Source organism: Deltaproteobacteria bacterium (assembly GCA_009692615.1).
Taxonomy (GTDB): Bacteria; Desulfobacterota; Binatia; order UBA9968; family UBA9968; genus DP-20.
Map to the genome: position 1 here is coordinate 32620 of SHYW01000027.1, position 20146 is coordinate 52765.

At 57.2% G+C, this 20146-nt stretch carries 19 protein-coding genes; 9 read left to right on the forward strand and 10 right to left on the reverse strand.

The genetic code is table 11. The features are described from left to right. Positions 1–119 precede the first annotated feature (119 nt). Together EXR70_08820 and EXR70_08825 are read right to left on the reverse strand one after the other, a co-directional pair. Positions 120–1163, reverse strand: coding sequence for a hypothetical protein (locus EXR70_08820; protein MSP38577.1), 1044 nt, complete (start codon positions 1161–1163; stop codon positions 120–122). 126 nt (positions 1164–1289) lie between these two features. Next, positions 1290–2318, reverse strand: a complete 1029-nt coding sequence (locus tag EXR70_08825; GenBank protein MSP38578.1) for a hypothetical protein — start codon at positions 2316–2318, stop codon at positions 1290–1292. A 359-nt stretch (positions 2319–2677) separates the two neighbouring features. Between EXR70_08825 and EXR70_08830 the strand changes: the two genes are divergently transcribed. Further along, a complete protein-coding gene (locus EXR70_08830) occupies positions 2678–3721 on the forward strand; it encodes an amidohydrolase (protein MSP38579.1) in 1044 nt (347 codons plus the stop codon). 135 nt (positions 3722–3856) lie between these two features. Next, entirely contained in the window at positions 3857–4711 is an 855-nt protein-coding gene (locus tag EXR70_08835; GenBank protein MSP38580.1) for an alpha/beta fold hydrolase, read from the forward strand. Between the two features lie 71 nt (positions 4712–4782). On the opposite strand, the gene EXR70_08840 is transcribed toward EXR70_08835, so the two are convergent. The 4 genes from EXR70_08840 to EXR70_08855 form a co-directional block, all read right to left on the reverse strand. Continuing rightward, on the reverse strand, positions 4783–5445 hold the full coding sequence (locus EXR70_08840) for a hypothetical protein (GenBank protein MSP38581.1): 663 nt from the start codon (positions 5443–5445) through the stop codon (positions 4783–4785). Between the two features lie 67 nt (positions 5446–5512). Then, the gene (locus EXR70_08845) at positions 5513–6661 is read right to left on the reverse strand and encodes an amidohydrolase (GenBank protein MSP38582.1); all 1149 of its coding nucleotides are present in this window, start codon (positions 6659–6661) and stop codon (positions 5513–5515) included. A gap of 201 nt (positions 6662–6862) precedes the next feature. Then, positions 6863–7864 (reverse strand): ABC transporter substrate-binding protein, encoded by a 1002-nt coding sequence (locus EXR70_08850; GenBank protein ID MSP38583.1) that lies wholly within the window; start codon positions 7862–7864, stop codon positions 6863–6865. A 127-nt stretch (positions 7865–7991) separates the two neighbouring features. Further along, entirely contained in the window at positions 7992–9074 is a 1083-nt protein-coding gene (locus EXR70_08855; protein ID MSP38584.1) for an ABC transporter substrate-binding protein, read from the reverse strand. A gap of 23 nt (positions 9075–9097) precedes the next feature. On the opposite strand from EXR70_08855, the gene EXR70_08860 reads away from it, so the two are divergent. The 6 genes from EXR70_08860 to EXR70_08885 all read left to right on the forward strand — a co-directional run bounded on the left by EXR70_08860 (position 9098) and on the right by EXR70_08885 (position 15509). Continuing rightward, positions 9098–10021 (forward strand): ABC transporter ATP-binding protein, encoded by a 924-nt coding sequence (locus tag EXR70_08860; GenBank protein ID MSP38585.1) that lies wholly within the window; start codon positions 9098–9100, stop codon positions 10019–10021. A 149-nt stretch (positions 10022–10170) separates the two neighbouring features. Beyond that, a complete protein-coding gene (locus tag EXR70_08865; GenBank protein ID MSP38586.1) occupies positions 10171–10947 on the forward strand; it encodes an ABC transporter permease in 777 nt (258 codons plus the stop codon). 125 nt (positions 10948–11072) lie between these two features. Continuing rightward, positions 11073–12200, forward strand: coding sequence for a Fic family protein (locus EXR70_08870; GenBank protein ID MSP38587.1), 1128 nt, complete (start codon positions 11073–11075; stop codon positions 12198–12200). A 153-nt stretch (positions 12201–12353) separates the two neighbouring features. Further along, complete coding sequence (locus EXR70_08875) at positions 12354–13484, forward strand: extracellular solute-binding protein (GenBank protein ID MSP38588.1); 1131 nt, start codon at positions 12354–12356, stop codon at positions 13482–13484. Between the two features lie 20 nt (positions 13485–13504). After that, positions 13505–14947 carry a radical SAM protein gene (locus tag EXR70_08880; protein MSP38589.1) on the forward strand — a complete coding sequence of 481 codons (1443 nt, stop codon included), beginning with the start codon at positions 13505–13507 and terminating at the stop codon, positions 14945–14947. Next, complete coding sequence (locus tag EXR70_08885) at positions 14940–15509, forward strand: O-methyltransferase (GenBank protein MSP38590.1); 570 nt, start codon at positions 14940–14942, stop codon at positions 15507–15509. The genes EXR70_08880 and EXR70_08885 overlap by 8 nt, the downstream gene beginning before the upstream one ends. A 61-nt stretch (positions 15510–15570) precedes the next feature. Here the strand turns inward: EXR70_08885 and EXR70_08890 are convergent, their stop codons facing one another. The 3 genes from EXR70_08890 to EXR70_08900 are packed head-to-tail and all read right to left on the reverse strand — an operon-like array spanning position 15571 to position 17528. Beyond that, the gene (locus tag EXR70_08890) at positions 15571–16017 is read right to left on the reverse strand and encodes a hypothetical protein (GenBank protein MSP38591.1); all 447 of its coding nucleotides are present in this window, start codon (positions 16015–16017) and stop codon (positions 15571–15573) included. Between the two features lie 39 nt (positions 16018–16056). Beyond that, positions 16057–16557, reverse strand: a complete 501-nt coding sequence (locus EXR70_08895) for an ABC transporter substrate-binding protein (protein MSP38592.1) — start codon at positions 16555–16557, stop codon at positions 16057–16059. Between the two features lie 23 nt (positions 16558–16580). After that, positions 16581–17528 carry a TAXI family TRAP transporter solute-binding subunit gene (locus tag EXR70_08900; protein MSP38593.1) on the reverse strand — a complete coding sequence of 316 codons (948 nt, stop codon included), beginning with the start codon at positions 17526–17528 and terminating at the stop codon, positions 16581–16583. Positions 17529–17702: 174 nt separating this feature from the next. Here EXR70_08900 and EXR70_08905 point away from each other — a divergent pair, with 174 nt between their 5' ends. After that, complete coding sequence (locus EXR70_08905; protein ID MSP38594.1) at positions 17703–18812, forward strand: hypothetical protein; 1110 nt, start codon at positions 17703–17705, stop codon at positions 18810–18812. A gap of 195 nt (positions 18813–19007) precedes the next feature. On the opposite strand, the gene EXR70_08910 is transcribed toward EXR70_08905, so the two are convergent. Further along, positions 19008–20060, reverse strand: a complete 1053-nt coding sequence (locus EXR70_08910) for a hypothetical protein (GenBank protein MSP38595.1) — start codon at positions 20058–20060, stop codon at positions 19008–19010. Positions 20061–20146: the final 86 nt, after the last annotated feature.

Below are 20146 nucleotides of genomic sequence, written 5' to 3' on the forward strand. Positions count from 1 at the left end.
GTGGAGAAGCTCCGTCCGCGCCTTCTTGTTATCGCTGCGCCAACGCGCGCACGGGCGACCGGCCGGTCGCCCCTACATCGAAACGCGCTGAACCCGCCTTACCCTTCACGACTCACCGCTTAGCGCTTCGGTATCAATATATCTTTCAACTTAGCGATCAGCGTCGGACTGAGATCGTACAAGCTGGCGAAAGTCTTCGCCGTGGTCGGGCCGTCGATGGGCGCGACTTCCAACTGCGATTTGTCCGCCTCGGCGATCAGTTCGCGGTCTTTGAAAGTTTTCATGAATGCCTGTTGCAGCGCCGCTAAGCGCTCGGGCGGCGTGCCCGGCGCGACGGAAAAAGGGAATTGATAGACATGGACGTTGTCGGCGACGCGTAGCAAGGTTTTCGCTTCCTCGGTCTTGGCGTAAGCGATCGCCAGCGGCACCTTCTTCAATTCCGGATGGGATTTGAAAGTCGCTTGCAGGACGACGTTGATCTTTCCCGCTTCCATTTGGCTGCGCCAGGAAACTTTGGTCGCCTGCCATGAAGCGCACAGCCCGTCGACTTCGCCGCTTTCGACGGCGATGCGCGCTTCGGCGCCGCCCTTGTAGCCTTCGACCATTTCCAGCGGCAGATTGAGCGCGGCTTTCAAGAGTTTCGGCACATCGGACAAACTCGTGCCTGGTCCGATGGAAGCGATCTTCACGGGCCGCTTGGCGTTGACCCAGTCGTCCATGGTTTTGATGCCGCTCTGACTGTTGAAATGACAGGCGGTGTCGTAGGGACCGGGAATGCCGACCCAGCCGACTTTACGACCGTCGAATTTGATCGCGTCGTTGCCCATCACATGTTGGAGAATCAGCGGCGACGCCCAGGCGGCGATGGTCAAGCCATCCGGCTTGACGCGATTGTAGAGGTGATTGGCAGCGATGATGCCGCCGGCGCCGGGCATGTTTTCGACGATACGCGTCGGAGTGCCGGGTAAATATTTGCTGATGTGCCGCGCCATCAATCGCGTGTACTGGTCGTAGGTGCCGCCCGGCGAATAGCCGACGATGAAAGTCAGCGTCTTGTCTTTGAACGCGTCCTGGGCAAATGCCGCCGATGCGAAAGCGGCCGCTATCGAAACCATCAAGCCAGTGAGAATAGCGCGAGTCCTGTCAGCCATGTTGTCCCCCATCAATTCACTGAAAACCTACTACAACTTCCCGCCGTGTTCCACCGCCATCCGTATAGCCGCAAGGTGAAATGAGCGGCAATTTGAAATTTGGAAATCTGTAATTTGAAATGCGCCGCGCCAGCGGCACTACTTGAGCGCGTCGCGCAACTTAGCGATCAGCTTCGGTGACAGCTTGAACATATCGCCGACCATTTTTTGCACTTCTTGGCCGTCGATGGGTTCGAGATCGATGCGCGATTTTTTCGCGTCGGCGACGAACTCGGGATCTTTCATGGTCGCGTTAAACGCATTGCGCAACAGCTGCACGCGCTCCTTGGGCGTTCCCGGCGGGACCACGTAAGGACGGTTGGTGATGGCGGGGATCGTCACGCCGTACTCGATCAGTTGGCGCGCCTCTTCAGTCTTGGCATAGCTGATTGCCAGCGGCACCTTGGGCAAATCGGGATGCGGCTTGGAAACCATTTGCGTGACCATGACGGCGTCGCCGCTGTCGAGGGCGCGCGCCCAGGTCGACTTGATCGAATCCCAGCCCCAACAGCCACCGGCCAATTCGCCGGCTTCGGCGGCGAGACGAATGTCGGCGGTGCCTTTGTAGCCGGAGACTAAATGGATCGGCAGGCCGAGCGCCGCTTGCAAAATTTTCGGTCCGTCGTGGACCAGATCGCCGGGGGCGGTGGCGCCGACTTTGACCGGCGTCTTCGCCGCCATCCAGCGTTCCATGCTGGTGATACCGCTCGCTTTGGTGAAGACGCAGGAGCGATTGTCCTGCACCGGCACGCCGAGAAACTCGAACTTGAGCGCGTCGAACTCGATGCCGACGCCGCCCTTGAGTTGCTGCATGAACAAGCCGCCGCCGAAGTTGCCGATGGTCAAGCCGTCGGGGCGCGCCGCTTTGTAAACATGATTGGCCGCAATCAAGCTTCCCGCGCCGCCCATGTTCTCGACGATGATCGAAGGATTGCCGGGAATATGGCGGCCCCAGTAGCGTGCGATGGCCCGCGAATAGGTGTCGAAGCCGCCGCCGGCGGCGAAGCCAACGACGATGCGCACTGTCTTGCCGCGAAAAAATGGTTCCTGGGCGGAAGATGCGAGGGGCGGGAAAGAAAGCAATGCGGTCAGAATCGCGAAAATGCTTCGAGAGAATTTATTTTGCACCGTGAAACCCTCCTAGCCGCTGGGTTAGTTTTGCAGCCTAGTCAGCTTGGGCATGCGCGTCAAGGCGCACGATTCTTCTCTTACCCCTCTTTGGAAAAGAGGGGTAAGGGGAGATTTTCTTTGCGCTCGCATGGCGCTGGCGTCTCGGAGAATTACCGAACAGAAGACCGCACCACCTCCCAACCAAATCCCCCTTCGATCCCCCTTTTCCAAAGGGGGTAAAGATAGGAACCGATGCTCGATTCACGGTCACTGCCGATTTCGATTCTCAGCTCTGGTGCAACGTGATCGCGGCGTGATACAAGGCGGGCGAAACGAATTTTGCTGAACGATCCAATTCGCACTGAAGGAGTAAAGCCATGGCCAGTATCATTGCAATCGATGCCGACGGGCATGTCATCGAGAAGGAAAGCGACATCCGCAAATATTTATCCGAGCCGTGGAATCGCCGCTCGACCGGGTTGCGGCCGGGCGATCAACCTTGGGATAACTACATGTTCGATCACTTCGTTACCGAGCGGACCTGGAGCCGGCTTTCGGCCAGCGAGCAGGTCAAGCGTTGGGACGACATCATGGACGAGCACGGGATGGAGTACGCGGTTTGTTTTCCCACCGGCTCAGGCAGCGTCGTCCGCTTGCAAGAGCAGAAGTTTCAGATCGCCGTGGCCAGCGCGTGCAACGATATGTTCGCGGCGGAATATAACGCGCTGTCCAAGCGCGTTAAATGCGTCGGCGTGTTGCCGATGCGTTCGCCGCAAGCGGCGGCGGAAGAGTTGGAGCGGGCGGTGAAAGAAAAGGGTCTCATCGGTTTTGAAATTTTACCGGTGGGTTTGTCGCACGCGTTGGGCGATAGTTTTTACGATCCGATTTACGCCGCGGCGGAGAGGTGCGGCGCGGTGCTCGGCATCCACGGCACGCGCAGTTGGTCGCGGGAGCTTGGCGCCGAAGGATTGAATACGTTTGCCGAAGTTCACGCTTACGCGTTTACCGCCGGCATTTTGCTCCAGTTCACCAGCATGATCTGCCAGGGCGTGCCGGTGCGTTTCCCCAAGCTGCGTTTTTCTTTCTTGGAAATCGGCGCGACTTGGCTGCCGTATTACTTGGACCGCCTCGACGAGCACTGGGAAAAGCGCGCCGAGATTGAAATGCCCTTGCTCAAACAAAAGCCCAGCGAGTTGGTGCGCCAGTCGGAAGTTTATTTCAGCATCGAGTCCGGCGAATCGCAGTTGCCGGCGGCCATCGATTACGTCGGCGCCGACCATTTTCTCTACGCCTCCGACATTCCCCACTGGGACTGCGAGTTTCCGGGGAACTTGCAGCAGCTGCGCGAGCATCCGCAGTTATCGGCTGAGGTCAAAGAAAAGATTCTCTACAAGAACGCCAAGCGGCTTTACAACTTGTAATTGAGAAACAAGTTTTCACCACGAAGACGCGAAGAGCACGAAGTTGTAGGGGCAAGGCGTGCCTTGCCCTTTCGACTTCGTGTCCTTCGTGTCTTCGTGGTGAAAATGTGAACCCTACCTAACGGAGAACAAAACATGAGCCCGACTCACTCTGCGATTCAACTCGACGATCCGCTGATCCCCGTGGCGATTCCGGAACAGGTTGCGGCCAAGGAGGGATTGGCCGAACTTCCCGGCACGCGGCTTTGGTATTGGGATACTGGCGGCGACGGTGTGCCGGTGATTTTTCTTCATCCGACCACTGGCAGTACGTTGATCTGGTTGTATCAGCAACCGGTGTTCGCCAAAGCCGGCCATCGTGTCATCGCCTACTCTCGGCGCAATCATTACAATTCGGATCTCGCCAGCGAAGACAATCCTGGCTGCGCTTCGGAGGATTTGAATAATCTCGCTGGCTATCTCGGTGTGAAAAAATTTCATGCGGTGAGCTCTGCCGCCGGTGGCAGCGTGGCGACGGATTACGCGCTGTCTCATCCTGAACGTTTGTTGAGTCTGACGGTGTCGAGCAATAACTTGGCTGCGCGCAATGGCTACATCGAACAAACCGCGGCGCGGATTCGTCCCAAAGAAGAAAAAGATTTGCCGCGTTGGTTTTGGGAGCTTGGGCCATCCTATCGCGCGGCCAACCCCGCCGGCGTGGACAAGTGGAACGAACTGACGCGCCGCTCGGTGAGCGGCAAAGGGGCGCGGCAAAAATTAGCCAACGAAGTCACGCCGGCGAAGTTAGAAACGATAAGAGTTCCGACGCTGCTCATCACCGGCGCCGCCGATCTGGTCACGCCGCCGTCGATCATGCGCATGATCGCGCGCCATGTTCCCGATAATGAGCTGGCGATCGTTTCGGAGTCGGGCCACTCGCCCTGTTGGGAGCAGCCGGAGGTTTTCAACCGCACGGTGCTGCATTTCATTTCACGCCATGGCGTGAAATGAAACTGTGATCGTGTTCGTGCTCGGGGGGTAATTCCTATCACGTCCACCAACACGATCACGATTCCGCCACGTTAGTTAATCGCGAAACAGTAGAACAATCCGTTGCCGCCGGAGCTGCGTAACGCTTCTTGGCTGCAACCGCGGGAGGGGTGGGATGCGTTCCACGACCTCGACGCCTCGTCGTCGTTCAAGCCTTGGCGGTTATGGTGGCCGAGCATCGCCGCGCCGATGGTGCTGCTGGTCCAGTTGCTGCACGTCATGTCGGCGTTGCCTAAAAACGCCCGACCGTCGGCTTGGGAGCCGGTGAGTATATCGTGCATGTTCGGTTTGTCGCCGCTGCCGTTGATCGTTGCGCCTTTTTCACTGAGCGCGGTTTCTTTATTGAGATTATTTTTGCCGTGCAGTTCGTCGACGTTGTGGGCGATGATTATTCTATTGGCATTGTGCCATGGGCCGTTGCCGATGCGATCGCGGGCATTGACCGACGGCTGACTGCCGGCGGGACTGACGCTTAAGTAGGAGCGCCAAGTGCGGTCGCCGGCGCCGACGGATTGCGCCAGCGCTTGGCAGCGCCGGTCGGCGCCCGCCAAGCCGCCCAAGTCGGCGCCTTTGCCGGAGCCTTCGCTGGTGACGAAAAAAGTCATCGGCGGCGGCTGGCTCTGCATGGCGGCGCAGGAAGCCGAGAAGAATAACGCCAGCGACAAAATAAATTTTCTTTGCGCGAAACGATTCATGGCAACCCTCCTATTAGGGAGGGCGGACACACCGGTCCGCCCCTACGATAATGCCGGGATTGACAATCTAAATCCCAAACAGCCGGCGTGCGTTGGCGCCGAGAATATTTTGCCGGACCTGGTCGGGCAGCGGCAGCATTTGTTCTTCGATTACCGTTTGCGAATTGGGCCAAGTGCTTGCCGGATGCGGATAGTCGGAGCCGAACATGACTTTGTCGGCGTCGAGCACGGTGCCGACCATTTTCACGCCGAGGGGATCGTCGACGAAGCTGATCCAAATTTGCCGGTGAAAATATTCGCTCGGCAAAAGTTTCGGCAATGCGATCGGCGCGTTGCCGGTGAGCCGGCGGCCGTCGCGGGTGCGCTGATACCAAATGTCGAGGCCCTGGATCATGCTCGGCACCCAGGCGAGTCCGGCTTCGGCCATGACGATTTTTACCCGCGGATGACGGTCGAGGACGCCGGTGAAAATCAATCCGGTGAGCGGTTCGAGCAGCTGCATGCCGGGCGGCTCTTGGGCGTAGCGCGACGCGGTGGAGACGACGAGATTGGTAATTTCTTGACTGGAATCGGTGAGCCGAGTTTTTTTGACTAACACGGCGAGATGAAATCCGATGGGCACGTTCACCTCTTCGGCCAACGACCAGAACGGCTCCCAAGCTTTGTCATAAACCGGCGGCGTTGCCCGCGAGGCAAGAATGTTGACGTGGCGCAAGTCGCCGCGTTTGGCGAGCCGTTCGAGTTCGTCGCGCGCGGCCAATGGATCGTCGAGGGAAAGTTGCGGCACGCCGATTAGCCGCTCGGGCTTCGCTGCGCAGAATTCCGCCAACCAGTCGTTGTAGGCTTCGTTGCAGCACCGTCTGAGTTCCGCGTCGGCGACCGGCATCGGATCGGTGGGGCCATACATCACCGACATGTCGGCGCCGTCGCGGTCCATGTCGGTCAAGCGTAGTTCCGCCGTGGTTGGACGGATCTCGCCTTGACGCATCACGCCGCCGCGCTCGATGGCCCACATGGCGCCGCTGCCCTGGGCCGCGGTGTAATAGCCGTGGGGGCTAAAAATGTTACCTTCCCAAGTCCAGTAGAATCCATTGTCCTTTTCGACCACCCGCGGGCCGCGCTCGCGCAGGCGCGCCGGCAATCGTTCGCTCCATAATTCCTTCGGCAGCCAGCGCAGATCGATGTGATCGTCGGCGGAGATAAATCGGTGCATCATGTCCTACTATAGTTCACAGTTTACACAGCCTGTGCAAATGTTCCGGGCCCCTGTTCTTAAGCCGCCTGCTTAACTACAAAATACTCCCTCACCACGAAGGACACGAAGGTTTCGGAACCATAATTTTCCGAACTTCGTGATCTTCGTGTCCTTCGTGGTGAAAAACTCTTTCCCAATTGGTTGCGGCTGTGACGTGCTAGGCTATCTGCCATAGACAGCCTCGATAAAACCGCTCGCTTCGATTTCTTTGACGATGGAGTGGTCGATGAAATCGCGCGGATCGGCGTCCTTGGCTTTCGGTAAATCTTTCGCCAAGGCGTCTAGGGTATCCTTGATCGCGCGCACGGAAGGATAGGGCACCTTCAAATAATACGGGCGCTGATAATTGTAGCTCTGCTTCAACACTTCGCGATCGCTGAGCCGGGTGTGCTTGGCCAGCGCGCGCAGGGAAAACTCTTCATCGCTGGCGAGAATTTTCGTGCCTTCGATCATGCCCATGACGAACTGCCGTGCTTGCAAGCGATCGGCGGCCAGGAAAGATTTTTTCACGCCGAGGCCGGAAGAAACGTAATCGACGCCGAGCGTCGTCATGTCGAAAAGAATTTTGAAACCGGCTTTGAGCGCGACGAAAGACGAAGGCGGCGACAGCGTGCCGGCATGAATGATTTTCGCGCGCAGGGCCGCGACTGTTTCCGGCGCACCGCCGACGCCGCGGATGGCCACGTCCTTGTCCGGTATCAGGCCGGCTTCACGAAGCGCCAAGCGGCTGGCGAAATCAGTGGTGCCGCCGATGCCCGAGACGCCGACCACTTTGCCTTTCAAGTCGAGGATCGAAGCGATCTCCGGCGCGCCGAGCATGGTGAACAAGAGTTTATCGGTGAAGTTGGCGATCAACACCGCGTCGGCGCCGCCGAGGACCGCCGCCGGCACGGTGCGGCTAGAAACGCCTTGGGCGAAGTGCACCGAACCGCCGACCAACGCCTGAATCGTCCGCGCGCCGGTGACGATGTAGCGCACCTCCATGCCGTATTTTTTGAAAACGCCGGCGTCAATGGCGACGAACAACGGCGCTTGCAACAAAGACACGGCCGGCACCGCGACGTTGATGATTTTCAACGGCGCGTCCGCCGCGAAGAGCGGCGGTGCGTGGAAAAAAATGCAAAAGGTGAAAAACAGTCCTATCAGCCGTCGGTTCATCGTCATTCCTGTGGCAATCGACGTATGTCCCGATTACTGCAAGCCAGGGCAAATGTCTAGGTCGAATTCTGGTTTGAAGGTTAACCGAGGTGATTTCGAGAAGTAGGAGCGAAAAAATTTACGCCCTCCGGCTTCAGCGCTTCTTGTAAAGCTTGTCGACAAATCCTTCGCGCACCAGTCGGTCGACGATGGAATTATCGGCGACGGTTTCCACGGCGATAGGTTTTTTACCCATGAACTCGACGATCGGCGCGATCGCTTCCGCTTCGAGGCGCGGCACGCGATCGAGGAACTTCACTGAGTCGCTGTACAGCTCTTCGATCAATTTTTGATCTTTGAGGCGGGTATATTTTTGAATCACCTTGAGGGCTTTGTCTTTCTGCTCGTGGGCGGCGGCGACGCCTTCGAGGTAGCCGCGCACGAAGGCGTCGAGGGTTTCCGGGTTGCGCTTTTGAAAGTCGCGCGACACGGTGATCACCACGTTGGAGTAGAGAAAGTCGAGCTCGGACAGGTCAAGCAGCATACGCATGGGCGCGTTGACGCGTAGCGCCGAGATCACCGCGCCGGCGATCTGCCGGTGCAGAAACGCCGCCGCTGTCTCCGTGGTGCCGCCGAACTGGCGCACAATGACCGTGCCTTCGAGGTTTTTCTTGCGCAGCAAGATGCGCGTCATGTTGTCGTTCACCGAGCCGAAGCGCGACACGCCCAAAGTTTTGGCGCGCAATTCTTCGACGCGGGTAATTTCCGGCTGCACCCACAGACGATAGTAAGGCCGGTTGATCAAACTCATAATCGACACCAGCGGCGCGCCGCCCAACACCGCCGCGATCACCGCATTGGTGGCGGCGAAGCCGCCTTGCAGATCGCCGCCGAGCAGCGCCTGCACCACCACCGGCCCGGAAGAAATAAAAATCAGATCGGCGTCGATGCCATATTTTTCAAAGGCGCCGATCTCCTTGGCCATCCACAAGCCGGTGCCCGCCGGGCCAACGGTGGAATAGCCGAGGCGAAACTTCTTTAGCTCGGCTGCGTCGGCGGTGATCGCGAAGAATAAAATCGCCAGCGTGTTCAGTAGCGCGCGGGCAACCTGGTGTTGTCGATGTTTCATAGTTTTTATTGCCGGTCGATTGCTTGATCGGCATCCTAGCAAACATCCAATGGCTGTACCAAGGGAGCGCGATGGTGGTTTTTTGCTGCGGAAGCTTACAGCGGTCATGCGATTGCGTTAAGATCGCCGCGATGGCGCCGATCATTTCTATTTCCAACTTGACCAAGACCTATGCGTCGGGGCATCAGGCGCTCAAAGGTGTTGACCTGCAAATCGACAAAGGCGAAATCTTCGCGCTCCTAGGTCCCAACGGTGCCGGGAAAACTACGTTGATCAGTATTGTCTGCGGCATCGTCACGGCCACCGAGGGTGCGGTGGTCGCCGATGGCCACGATATTACCGGCGATTATCGTGCGGCGCGTGGGATGATCGGTTTGGTGCCGCAAGAGCTCAGTACGGATGCCTTTGAGTCGGTGTGGGCGACGGTGAGTTTTAGCCGCGGTTTGTTCGGTCTCGCGCCGAATGCCGGTTACATCGAACGGGTGCTGTGCGATCTATCTTTGTGGGATAAGCGGCAGAATAAAATTATGACGCTTTCGGGCGGCATGAAGCGGCGCGTGATGATCGCCAAGGCGCTGGCGCACGAACCGCAGATCTTATTTCTCGACGAGCCGACGGCGGGCGTCGATGTCGAACTGCGCCGCGATATGTGGGCGCTGGTGCGCCGGCTGCGCGACAGCGGCGTGACGATCATCTTGACCACCCACTACATTGACGAGGCGGAGGAGATGGCCGACCGCATCGGCGTGATCAATAAGGGCGAGCTGATCCTGGTCGAGGAAAAAACCCGGCTGATGAAGAAGCTCGGCAAAAAACAATTGACGCTCAATCTAGTTGCGCCGCTGGCGGCGGTCCCGGCGGCATTGAATGATTGGCATTTGGCACTTAACGCCGGCGGCACAGAATTGGATTACACCTTCGACGCCACCGAAGAACGCGCCGGCATTCCAGCGCTCTTGCAGCGGCTGAGCGATCTCGGCATCCGCTTCAAGGATTTGAACACACGCCAAAGTTCGCTGGAAGATATTTTTGTTAGCTTGGTCAGCGACCGATGAGAAAAATTCGGATTCGGATTGATCAACCGCAAAGTACGCAGAGTACGCAAAGGAAGCCCAATGAGTTGTATTTGGAATTCTAATCCGAACTTTGCGTTCTCTGCGTACCTTGCGGTGAAATATCCTATTCTGAATGGCCGAATGAGAAAATGAGCAACCTAGCCTTCAACCGGTACAGCGTCTGGGCGATTTATAGATTCGAGATGGCGCGGGCGTTGCGCACGCTGTTTCAGAGCGTGATCGCTCCGGTGATCACCACTTCGCTTTATTTCGTCGTCTTCGGTTCCGCCATCGGTTCGCGCATGACCCAAGTCGACGGCGTCGACTACGGCGCGTTCATCGTGCCGGGGTTGATCATGCTTTCACTGCTCACCCAGAGCATTTCCAACGCTTCGTTCGGGATTTACTTCCCCAAATTCACCGGCACGATCTACGAACTTCTGTCGGCGCCGGTCTCGTACTTGGAAATCGTCATCGCCTACGTCGGCGCCGCGGCCTCCAAGTCGATTGCGCTGGGATTGATCATCCTCGCCACCGCCGCGCTGTTCGTGCCGGTACGTATCCAACATCCATTCTGGATGATCGCTTTTCTCGTCCTCACCGCGGCCACTTTCAGCCTGTTCGGTTTCATCATTGGAATCTGGGCTAAAAACTTCGAGCAGTTGCAATTCATTCCGATGCTGGTCATCACGCCGCTGACTTTTCTCGGCGGCGCTTTCTATTCCATCGACATGCTGCCGCCGGTCTGGCGCACCGTCACCTTGTTCAACCCGGTGGTCTATTTGATCAGCGGCTTTCGCTGGAGCTTCCACGAATCGGCCGACGTGAGTGTCGAGCTGAGTTTGGCGATGACGCTGGGATTCTTCGCGCTCTGCCTTTGTGTGGTTGGCTGGATGTTCAAGACCGGCTTTCGGTTGAAAAGCTGAGTTATTAGAAGCCCATTCCTGCCTCCAAGTGTGGTGGACCACTGCACTATACTCCGCATGATATGCGGTGGATATATTGCCAATGCGGTGATTAATCGTTATATTCACCGAATAAGGTGCGGTGAATGAGCGAGTTTATTCATGAATTGCCGGATTGGCCGAACTTTCGTTGGGATTCGACCCTGATATCGAGCCCACTTGCGGCACTACGCCACCGGCAAGGGCGGCTGGTTGGACGAATGGAAGCGCTCGGGGTTTCCCTACGCGCCGAAACGACGCTCCAGGCGTTGACCCTAGAAGTTGTAAAATCATCCGAGATCGAAGGGGAGATTCTCAACGGCGATCAGGTGCGCTCTTCGATTGCCCGTCGGTTGGGTATGGATATCGGCGCCCTCGCTCCCGTCGATCGCAATATCGAAGGTGTGGTCGAAATGATGCTCAATGCCACACAGAATTTTGCCGCGCCACTGACTGCGGAGCGATTGTGCGGCTGGCATGCCGCGCTTTTTCCGACCGGCCACAGCGCTATGCGCAAGATCGCGGTGGGCCGCTGGCGCGACGATTCCACCGGACCTATGCGGGTGGTTTCCGGTCCATTGGGGCAGGAGCGGGTGCACTTTACAGCGCCGGCGGCTGAGCGCCTCGAAAAAGAAATGTCGATATTTCTTCAATGGTTCGACGGCGCAACGACGACCGATCCAGTCCTACGAGCCGCGCTTGCCCATTTGTGGTTCGTCACCATTCATCCATTCGAAGACGGCAACGGGCGCATTGCGCGAACGCTCGCCGATATGGCGTTGGCACGCTCTGAACAAAGCGCGCAACGATTTTATAGCATGTCGGCGCAAGTCAGGATCGAACGAAGCGGTTATTACGACGTACTCGATAAAACTCAGAAGTCGGACCTCGACATCACGCCTTGGCTGGAGTGGTTTCTCAGCTGTCTCAACCGCGCCTTTGACGAAACCGAAAACCGTCTCGGCGGCGTGCTCGGCAAAGCGCGGTTTTGGGAAACCCATGGGCAAAAGTCTTTCAATGACCGCCAGCGTTTGATGCTGAACAAATTGTTGGACGGCTTCGAAGGTAAATTGAATACATCCAAATGGGCGACCATCGCGAAATGTTCTCAAGACACCGCCCTGCGCGACATCTTTGACCTGGTTGCGCGCGGCGTGCTTGCCAAAGATCAAGGCGGTGGGCGTAGCACAAGCTATTCGTTGGCTCCGGCGACAGCACAGCCGAATATTGAATAGCCGATAGCGCGCATCTTCTTTATGGTCATACCTCGCGCGACCCTCCTTGACATAGAACCGATTCTAATAAAAGCATGATTGATTCATCCACCGAAAGCTTCGAAAAAGGATTTTTCAACACCCAATTCTTGTCGGTGTAGTGGAGAGAGAAGCATGCCAGCGCAGACTCATATCGCCAGAACCATTTTGTCAGTTGCGCTCATTGGCCTGCTGCTATTCGCGACCGCCGCTTACAGCCAACAAGGTAAGGCCGCGAGCTCGGCGGAATGGGACAAGTTAGTCGAGGCGGCGCGCAAGGAAGGCAAGATCGCGATTTCACTGCCGGCCAGCGCCGAATTGAAAAAACAGATCGAAGAGCAATTTAGAAAACGTTTCGCCATCGAAGTGGAAGTTTTTACTTCGCGCGGCGCCACCGGCGTGCGCCGCATGGCGGACGAATTCAAAGCCGGCGTGCGCTATTTCGATCTGCACATCGGCGGTTCGTCGTCGATCCTCTCCGGCATGTACGACGAGGGGATTATCGATGCCATCGATCCCTGGCTGGTGCTGTCCGAAGTGCGCGATCCGAAACAATGGTGGGGCGGTCATCTATGGGTCGATAGCGCCAAACGTTTCATTTACATGTTTCAAGCCTATTTGCCGGAAAGCATTTGGTACAACAGCGATCTGGTCAAACCGAGCGAGCTACGCTCCTTCGAAGATCTTCTCAATCCCAAGTGGAAAGGCAAGATCGGCTTTCTCGATCCACGCACACCCGGCGGCGGTGACAGCCATTGGTCGTATATGTGGCAGGTCAAGGGCGAGGACTACTTGAAGAACTTGGCGGCGCAGGATTTATTTCTCGGCCGCGATCAACGGGTGCTGTCGGAGAGTTTGGCCAAGGGACGCATCGCCGTGTTGGTCGGCAATACTTTCTATTCATTCCAGCCGTTCGTGAAAGCCGGACTGCCGGTGAAGCCGCTGCCGACTCCGAAAGAGGGAACCTTCGGCACCGGCGGCAGCGGCAACTTAGCGATCATCAAAGCGCCGGCGCATCCCAATGCGACCAAAGTGTTCGTGAACTGGCTGCTCAGCCACGAGGGGCAGGAAGTGTTTTCCCACGGCCTAGCGCAAGCGACGAGACGTAACGACGTTGACACCAAGTGGCTGCGCGAAACCGGCACGATCGCGGCGAAGGATACGATGTCGGTGGAAGAATTTTGGAAAGTGGAAAATCAGTCGGAAGAAAAATTTGAGAAAGTACGCAAGCCGGCGGCCAAGGCGGCGCAGACACTGTTGAAATAGCGCGCTTGGTTTAGAATAGAATGAATAAGGCGCGGCCGCCAATGAAAGGATTGTCAATGGCGACGAACGGAACAAATAAAACTAACTTGGATATCTTGGAGGGATATTTCAAAAGATATCCTGACGTTCACAAGGAAACGATTCTCAAACAACACATGTTGAGCCTGGGCCACTGGTTCAGCGACTCGGCGCTCGAAGCCTGCGAGGGCGCGCTGGTGAAATCTTACCGGCTGTTCTCCTACGATCTGGTGCCGATGTCCTATTTTAAAAGGAACGAGCATCGGCGCGTGCCGGAGCATTTCGTTCTGATCAACGGGCCGCACGACATGCGCCCGGTGGCGATCCAAACTTCATTGTCGCCCGATTCGCCTTATCTCGTCGACATCGTCGAGGGCCGGATGGTTTTGACCGTCGATGGTCAAGAGGTGTCCGAGGTGCGCGTGCCCAAGACGCCGGATTATTATTCTAAGAGCTTGCCCGACGGTACGCCCTATCATGAGATCGTCGCCTTTGCTTCGTTCATCACGATCTTTCGCAACTGCCAATACTGGGGTGCGAAGGAGGAATGTAAATTTTGCGACATCAATGAAAATGCTCGCCAGATGAAGCTGTCGCGCGACTTTACGCTGTCGGCGCCCGTGAAATCGGTTGAAGATGTCCTGGCCGTTTGTAAATACGTCGCCGAAGACGCCAAAAAAATTGGCGCGGGCCAGGGCTTCGTGCTGAGCGGCGGCACGATTACGAAAACGCTGCACGGCAAGAGCGAAGCGGATTTCTACGTGCCCTATATCGAGGCGATCAAGAATCTCGACAGCCATCCACGCATTACCTTCGAGGTCAACGCGCGGCCGCGCGAGGAAGTGAAGCGTTACAAGGACGCCGGCGCCGACAACATTCACTTCAACATGGAGACCTGGGACAAAGAGCTATTCGCCTGGATCAATCCCGGCAAGGCCGAGCGCGTCGGCTGGGACAACTGGGTGCGCTGGATGGAAGACGCCGTGGAGGTCTTCGGTCCTGGCCAGGTGCAGCCGAGTTTTGTTTCCGGTATCGAGATGGCGCGGCCGCATGGCTTCAAGACCGTCGAGGAAGCGGTCAAGTCGACCACCGGCTGCTTCGAATATCTGATGTCGCGGGCGATCATGCCTCGGCCGCAGCAGTGGCGTCGCGAACCGTCCACCGCGCTGTGCAAAGAAGCCGAGCAACCGCCGGTGCCTTTGGACTATTATATTCAGATGACCCGCAATTGGTACGAAACCTATCAGAAGTATCGCGACAAGCTGCCCAAGTTCGGCACTCGCAAGGCCGGTTTGTTGGCCGAGCGCAACCTATTGGGACCGGTGCACGGCGCCTACGGCGATTTCGCTATGTTGAAAGAAAATTTATTTCCGGCCGACGTCGAAGAACAGATCAATCGGCGCAGCGTGCCGTGGGAAAGTATCGAGGTGACCGCCCATGTTTAGTAATATTTCCCCGGCAATGCAGCAAGTGATGCGCGCCATGGAAGAACAACTGGCGCGCGATCAAGCGTCGCTGCGCAGCGTCGACACCGACATGGGACGGCTGTTAACTCTGCTCGCCATGTCGGCGCCGGCGGGGGCATTTCTCGAACTCGGCAGCAGCGGCGGCTACTCGAGTATCTGGCTGTCCCTGGCCGCCCGCGCCCGGGGCGTGAAGCTGACCACGGTCGATCTGAATGAAAAAAAAGTCGCTCTGGCGAAAGATAATATTTCCCGCGCCGGCGCCGCCGATGTCGTCGAAGTGCATCACGGCGACGCTTTTGATTTCGCGGGCCGCAACGAACCCTTGGCGTTCTGCTTCTCCGACATCGAGCCGCCGGAGCTAAACGCCAAGATCTACGAACTCGTCGTGCCGCGCCTGGTGCCCGGCGGCTGGCTGGTCGTCGACAACGTCACCTCGCCGCGCCACCAAAAAGATTTTATCGCACGCGCCTACAGCGACCCACGCGTCGACTGCGTGCTCCTGCCGTTTCCCAAGGGCGATATGATTTGCCGCAAGTGCTGAAGTTTAGCAGTGGGATTGAACGGGAATATATCGGCGAGAACATTCACAGACAAAACCAACCTTAGCGGTAAACACTTGCGACAAATCCACTTTGATCGAGTTGCCGGATGATACTGGCATCGACGAAGTCTTCCGGCTTGTAGTTCTTCGCCTTCGGGATTTGGCCGGAGATCTCGTCCAATATCGGCTGAAGTCCTTCTAAGGCCGGATAAGGAGTCTTTTCATACAGCACCGAAAAAACTCTGTAGGTTTCCTCGAGTATCTCGCGATCGTTGGACCGCAACATTCTCCCCAACACTTTGATGGCAAATTCTCGATCCGTCTTGACCCGATGAATACCCTCGATGACTGCCTTGGCAAATTGCCCGAATGTTTCACGCTCCCTGCGCAATTGGCTTTCCCGCGCAACGATAACCGTCGTGGCGTATTTGAACTCCTGGCCGAGATTGGCCAGTTCGGTAAAACCGAAATTCTTCCTGCCGATGTATGCCCGCGGTGGATCGAGCACGGCCGCGTGGACGCGCCGTTTTTCTAAAGCGGCGACACTTTAGACATAGCCGCCGGTGCCGAGAAATTTGACGTCTGATTCGATGCCCCATTTTTTCAGCAACCGTTGGGTCAACAGTGTCGGTGAGCCGCCCAGGCTGCCGACACCGATCAGCTTGCCTTTGAGATCGCTCGGCCGTTTGATTTCCGGCACCGTCATGACCGAGAGCGTGAATGAGTTCAGCAGTGCCATCATGATGATGGTATCGGCGCCTTCGATGCGCGCTCTGACGGGAGTTGTTCCGGATAGGCTCGCTGCCAAGGTATCTCCGGCGTAAAGCAGCTGCACCTGGCGGGCCGCGGACTGTAGGCCGAGCAGCTCGACATTTAGGCCGTGCTTGGCAAACAATCCGGCGTCGCGCGCCGCCCAAAGCGGCAGCTGCACCGATCCGAGACTCAATGAGATGCGCATGGGTTTTAGTTCTTGAGCCTGTATGGCGGGCAAAAATCCGCACGAGATCGCGCAGACAATCGCTAAACACATTTGTCTTGTCTTGCCCATGAACACTGCGGCTCCTAAAGCAACTACTTGATAACGCCGGCCTCGGCGAAGAATTTCTCCGCCCCCGTGTGTAAGGGAATCGCCAGCCCGCGCAAGCCCGTTGCCGGCGACTCGCCGCGAAAACCGTCGTTCATCTTTTGCAATTCAGCCATGCGCGAGTAGACGATCTTCAAGATTTGATAAACCACGTTAGGGTTGACGTCGTCACGCGCCACCAGCGGCCCGGGCAGTCCCACGGCTCGCGCGGAATAGGGGTAAGCGGGATAGTAAGTCTTGATATCGACGTCGAGATAAAGCGGCGAGCGCTTTTGCAGCGCTTGAATACGCGCGCCATCGAGCGGAATGATCTTTAGCGTTTTTTGCTTGACCATCTCGTCGTAAGCCGGCACTGGCAGACGGGCGATGCTGAAGACGGCGTCGATTTCTTTTTTCTCGAGAGCTTGGCGCGCCTTATCGGTGTCTCCCCTGGTTGCCGTCACCTCCGCGGCGATACCGTAGACATCGAGTATCTGTTTGCCCAGCAGCGCCGAGCCGGTGCCGCCACCGTAGACGATCTTTCGCCCCGTTAAATCGGCGATGGATTGAATGTTCGAGTCGGGATGGGTGTAGATGAACAGGAGACTGAAACCGAAACTCGCGACGTGGCGGATGCGCTTTTGCGCCCGTCCCTGAAACTCTCCCGTCCCGTCGTAGGCTTCCTTGACCGATTCCGCGGTACTGGTGCCAAAAGAAGCGCGTCCTTCATTGACCGAAATCATGTTGCTCGGTCCGCCCTCGGACGGCAACGTGACCAACGTAAAATCGCTGGCGTATTGGTTCACCAAGTTGGCGAAGTAGAGCATATTCACGTAGACGCTGCTGTTGAGACCCGAAGTGTGAATTGAATATCGACCATCGGCTCCGTGCGCGGCCACGGCGCAAAGCGCTTGCAATAGAAAGCCGCACAGCGAAATATTTTTTATTGCGAGCATCGAAGTTTACGGACCGGCAATTCAAAGTTAATAGAGATACCCCGGTCGTAAGTCAAGGTAATATTGCGCTCACCGGTTGACAGGCTCCACGTCGCTGATCTACCTGTATTATTCATTCATGAGTCGAAGATTATTTGTTGCACCGCGTCGCACGTTGAAGGGAGAACAGTGACCATGGCAGCTAACTTTTTACAGTCGATGGCGGTATTAGAGGGCGCGCGCGCTGCTTTGAAAGTGGGCGCGGTCAGCAAGGGCGAACGGGTCGGTTTTATTTGCGATCTGCGCGTCGAGCCCGATGTCATTTACGCTTTTTTCGCCGCCGCCAGCGAGCTTGGTGCCACGGCTTTTTTATGCATGGTCGAGCGCGGCCGCGGCTACGGTCCGCCGGACGAGTTTGTCGAAACGATTAAAACCGCCAACGTGCTCTATTTTTCCTGGGAGATGGCCAACTCTTTAGTCATCAAAGCGCTACGCCAAGAGCGCGGCATTCGCTGCGTCGGTTTTCCTCATTGCCGCACGGCGGCGTTGCTCTCGGACGACGCGGTGCGCTTCCCGCTCGATGTGCTCTCCGCTTTATACCCAAAAACCTGGGATGTATTTCGCAGCGGCAAAGATGTCGATGTGCAAATTACGGACCCCAAGGGAACCGACTTTCGCGTCACTCTCACGAAAGAGAATATCGAGGAGAAATTTGCCCAAGACCCGCGTTACTCCGGGCAGATCGTCGCCAACAAGCCGGGTTATGTCAGCCACCTGCCGGTAGGCCACGGGCCAAACGTTTTAAGCCCGTCTGAGCCGCATAACGCAACCAGCGAAGGAATCATTCGTCTCGACGCCTTGACGCTCGCACCGGGGGTTTATCGCGGCTGGGCCGGCGATTCCGCCTATCAGGAACCGGTGACTTGCCACATGAAGCAAGGCCGCATCGTTTCAATTGACGGCGGCAAAGAAGCCGACATGTTTCGCCGCGTCATTGCCGAAGATCTCGATAACGTTTGTCAGCTCCGTGAAATCGGCGTCGGCCACAATCCCAAAGTGCCGACCTTTCGCGGCGAACGCGGCTATCACGGCGCCAATCACGCCGGCGCCGTCCATTGGGGTTTTGGCGGCGGCCATCAGAAAAAACGCATTCACGTCGATGCGATTATTTTTCAAACTACCGTGAAAGCCAATGGCACAGTGATCATCGATCGCGGTCGCCTCAAGGCTCTCGACGATCCTGAGATCCGCCAAATGGCAAGCCAATACGGCGATCCAGATCGCGTTTTGGCGGAAGCGCTATAACGGTCTGGTCGCACTCGGCCTACCAGGCGGGTTTCCTGCGCCCAGCGCTGATGACATCGCGAGACGAACCCGCGAGGCAAACAGACGGCGCGACAACGAGTCAGATGAGGAGCGGAGTCGGCCAAGACATGGCAACTCCACAACGAACATTAGCCAACCGATCGGCCTTCGCCTGCGCCCGGCAACCTGCCCCGCTCATTTGAAAACCCCGTCTCGTTCGAGCTTGCGCACGATGCGCTCGTCGACGAGTGACTCGGCTTTCATGCGGCCGAACTTGGGATCGACGCGGTCGAGGATGCGCAGCGCGTTGCGCACGCCGTCAGTGGTGGGAAAGATCCGGCGGGTGTAGAGATTACGCACGGCGTCGTAGCCGGCGGCGGCATCTTCGATTTTTTGCAGTCGCAACCATTTGGCTAGGATCGCCACCACTGTCTGTTTATTGGCCGGGTCCTGGTAGTAGGCGATGGTGCGGCTCAGCGCTTTGAGCGTGCGCTCGGCGACATCGGGGGATTGATCGAGAAAAGCCTTGCGCGCGACGATGCCGATACCTTGGTAGGAAAGCTCGACGTTGGCGAAATCTTGCAGCACGCGAAAGCCTTGGCGCTGGACCAACTTGCTAAAGGTATAGCCGAGAAAAGCTGCGTCGGCGGCGCCGCTGATCAGTCCTTGAGCGATCACCGATTGATCGCCGAGGATGCGAAACTGAATCTTGTCGCGCTCAGGGTTCAATCCCCAGTGATCCAGCGCCAGCATGGAAAATGTCCAGATGCCACCGCCGATACTCTGGACGCCGAGATTTTTTCCCTTGAGATCGGCCGGCGACAAAATCTTCGGCGACGCCACGAAGTCGCCGTCCAACTTGTTGATGATGCCGGCGATGAAAACCAGATCGAGGCCGCCGGCCATCGATCCCAGCGTCGAGCCGGTGGCCGAGGTCGTGTAGAACTGCGCTTCGTTTGCCGCCATGGCGGCCACAGCGACGGGACCATTGCGCACCTGAACAATCTGCAAGTCCAAGCCCTGCTCTTCGAAAAAATGGCGATCCTTGGCGACAAAGATAAAGCTGGTGCGCTCGTTGAAGCCGGAAAAGACGAAGACTACTTTTTGCAGCGCCGCGGCAGCGTCCACCGCATTCGCTTGAAACAAAGCGATCGCCAACGCGATGACGCCGGCCCACCGGTATAAAAAGCGCTCTTGCCGCATGGCAGCCCTCCTGGCCAAAGTAGATTTCAACCGACCCATACCCATGTCCTTGAATCTAGCTACACGAGTGCGGTCAGTGCAGTCAATGACGGGGGAGAACAAGTCAATAAGACCTCAAGCCAATGAACCTA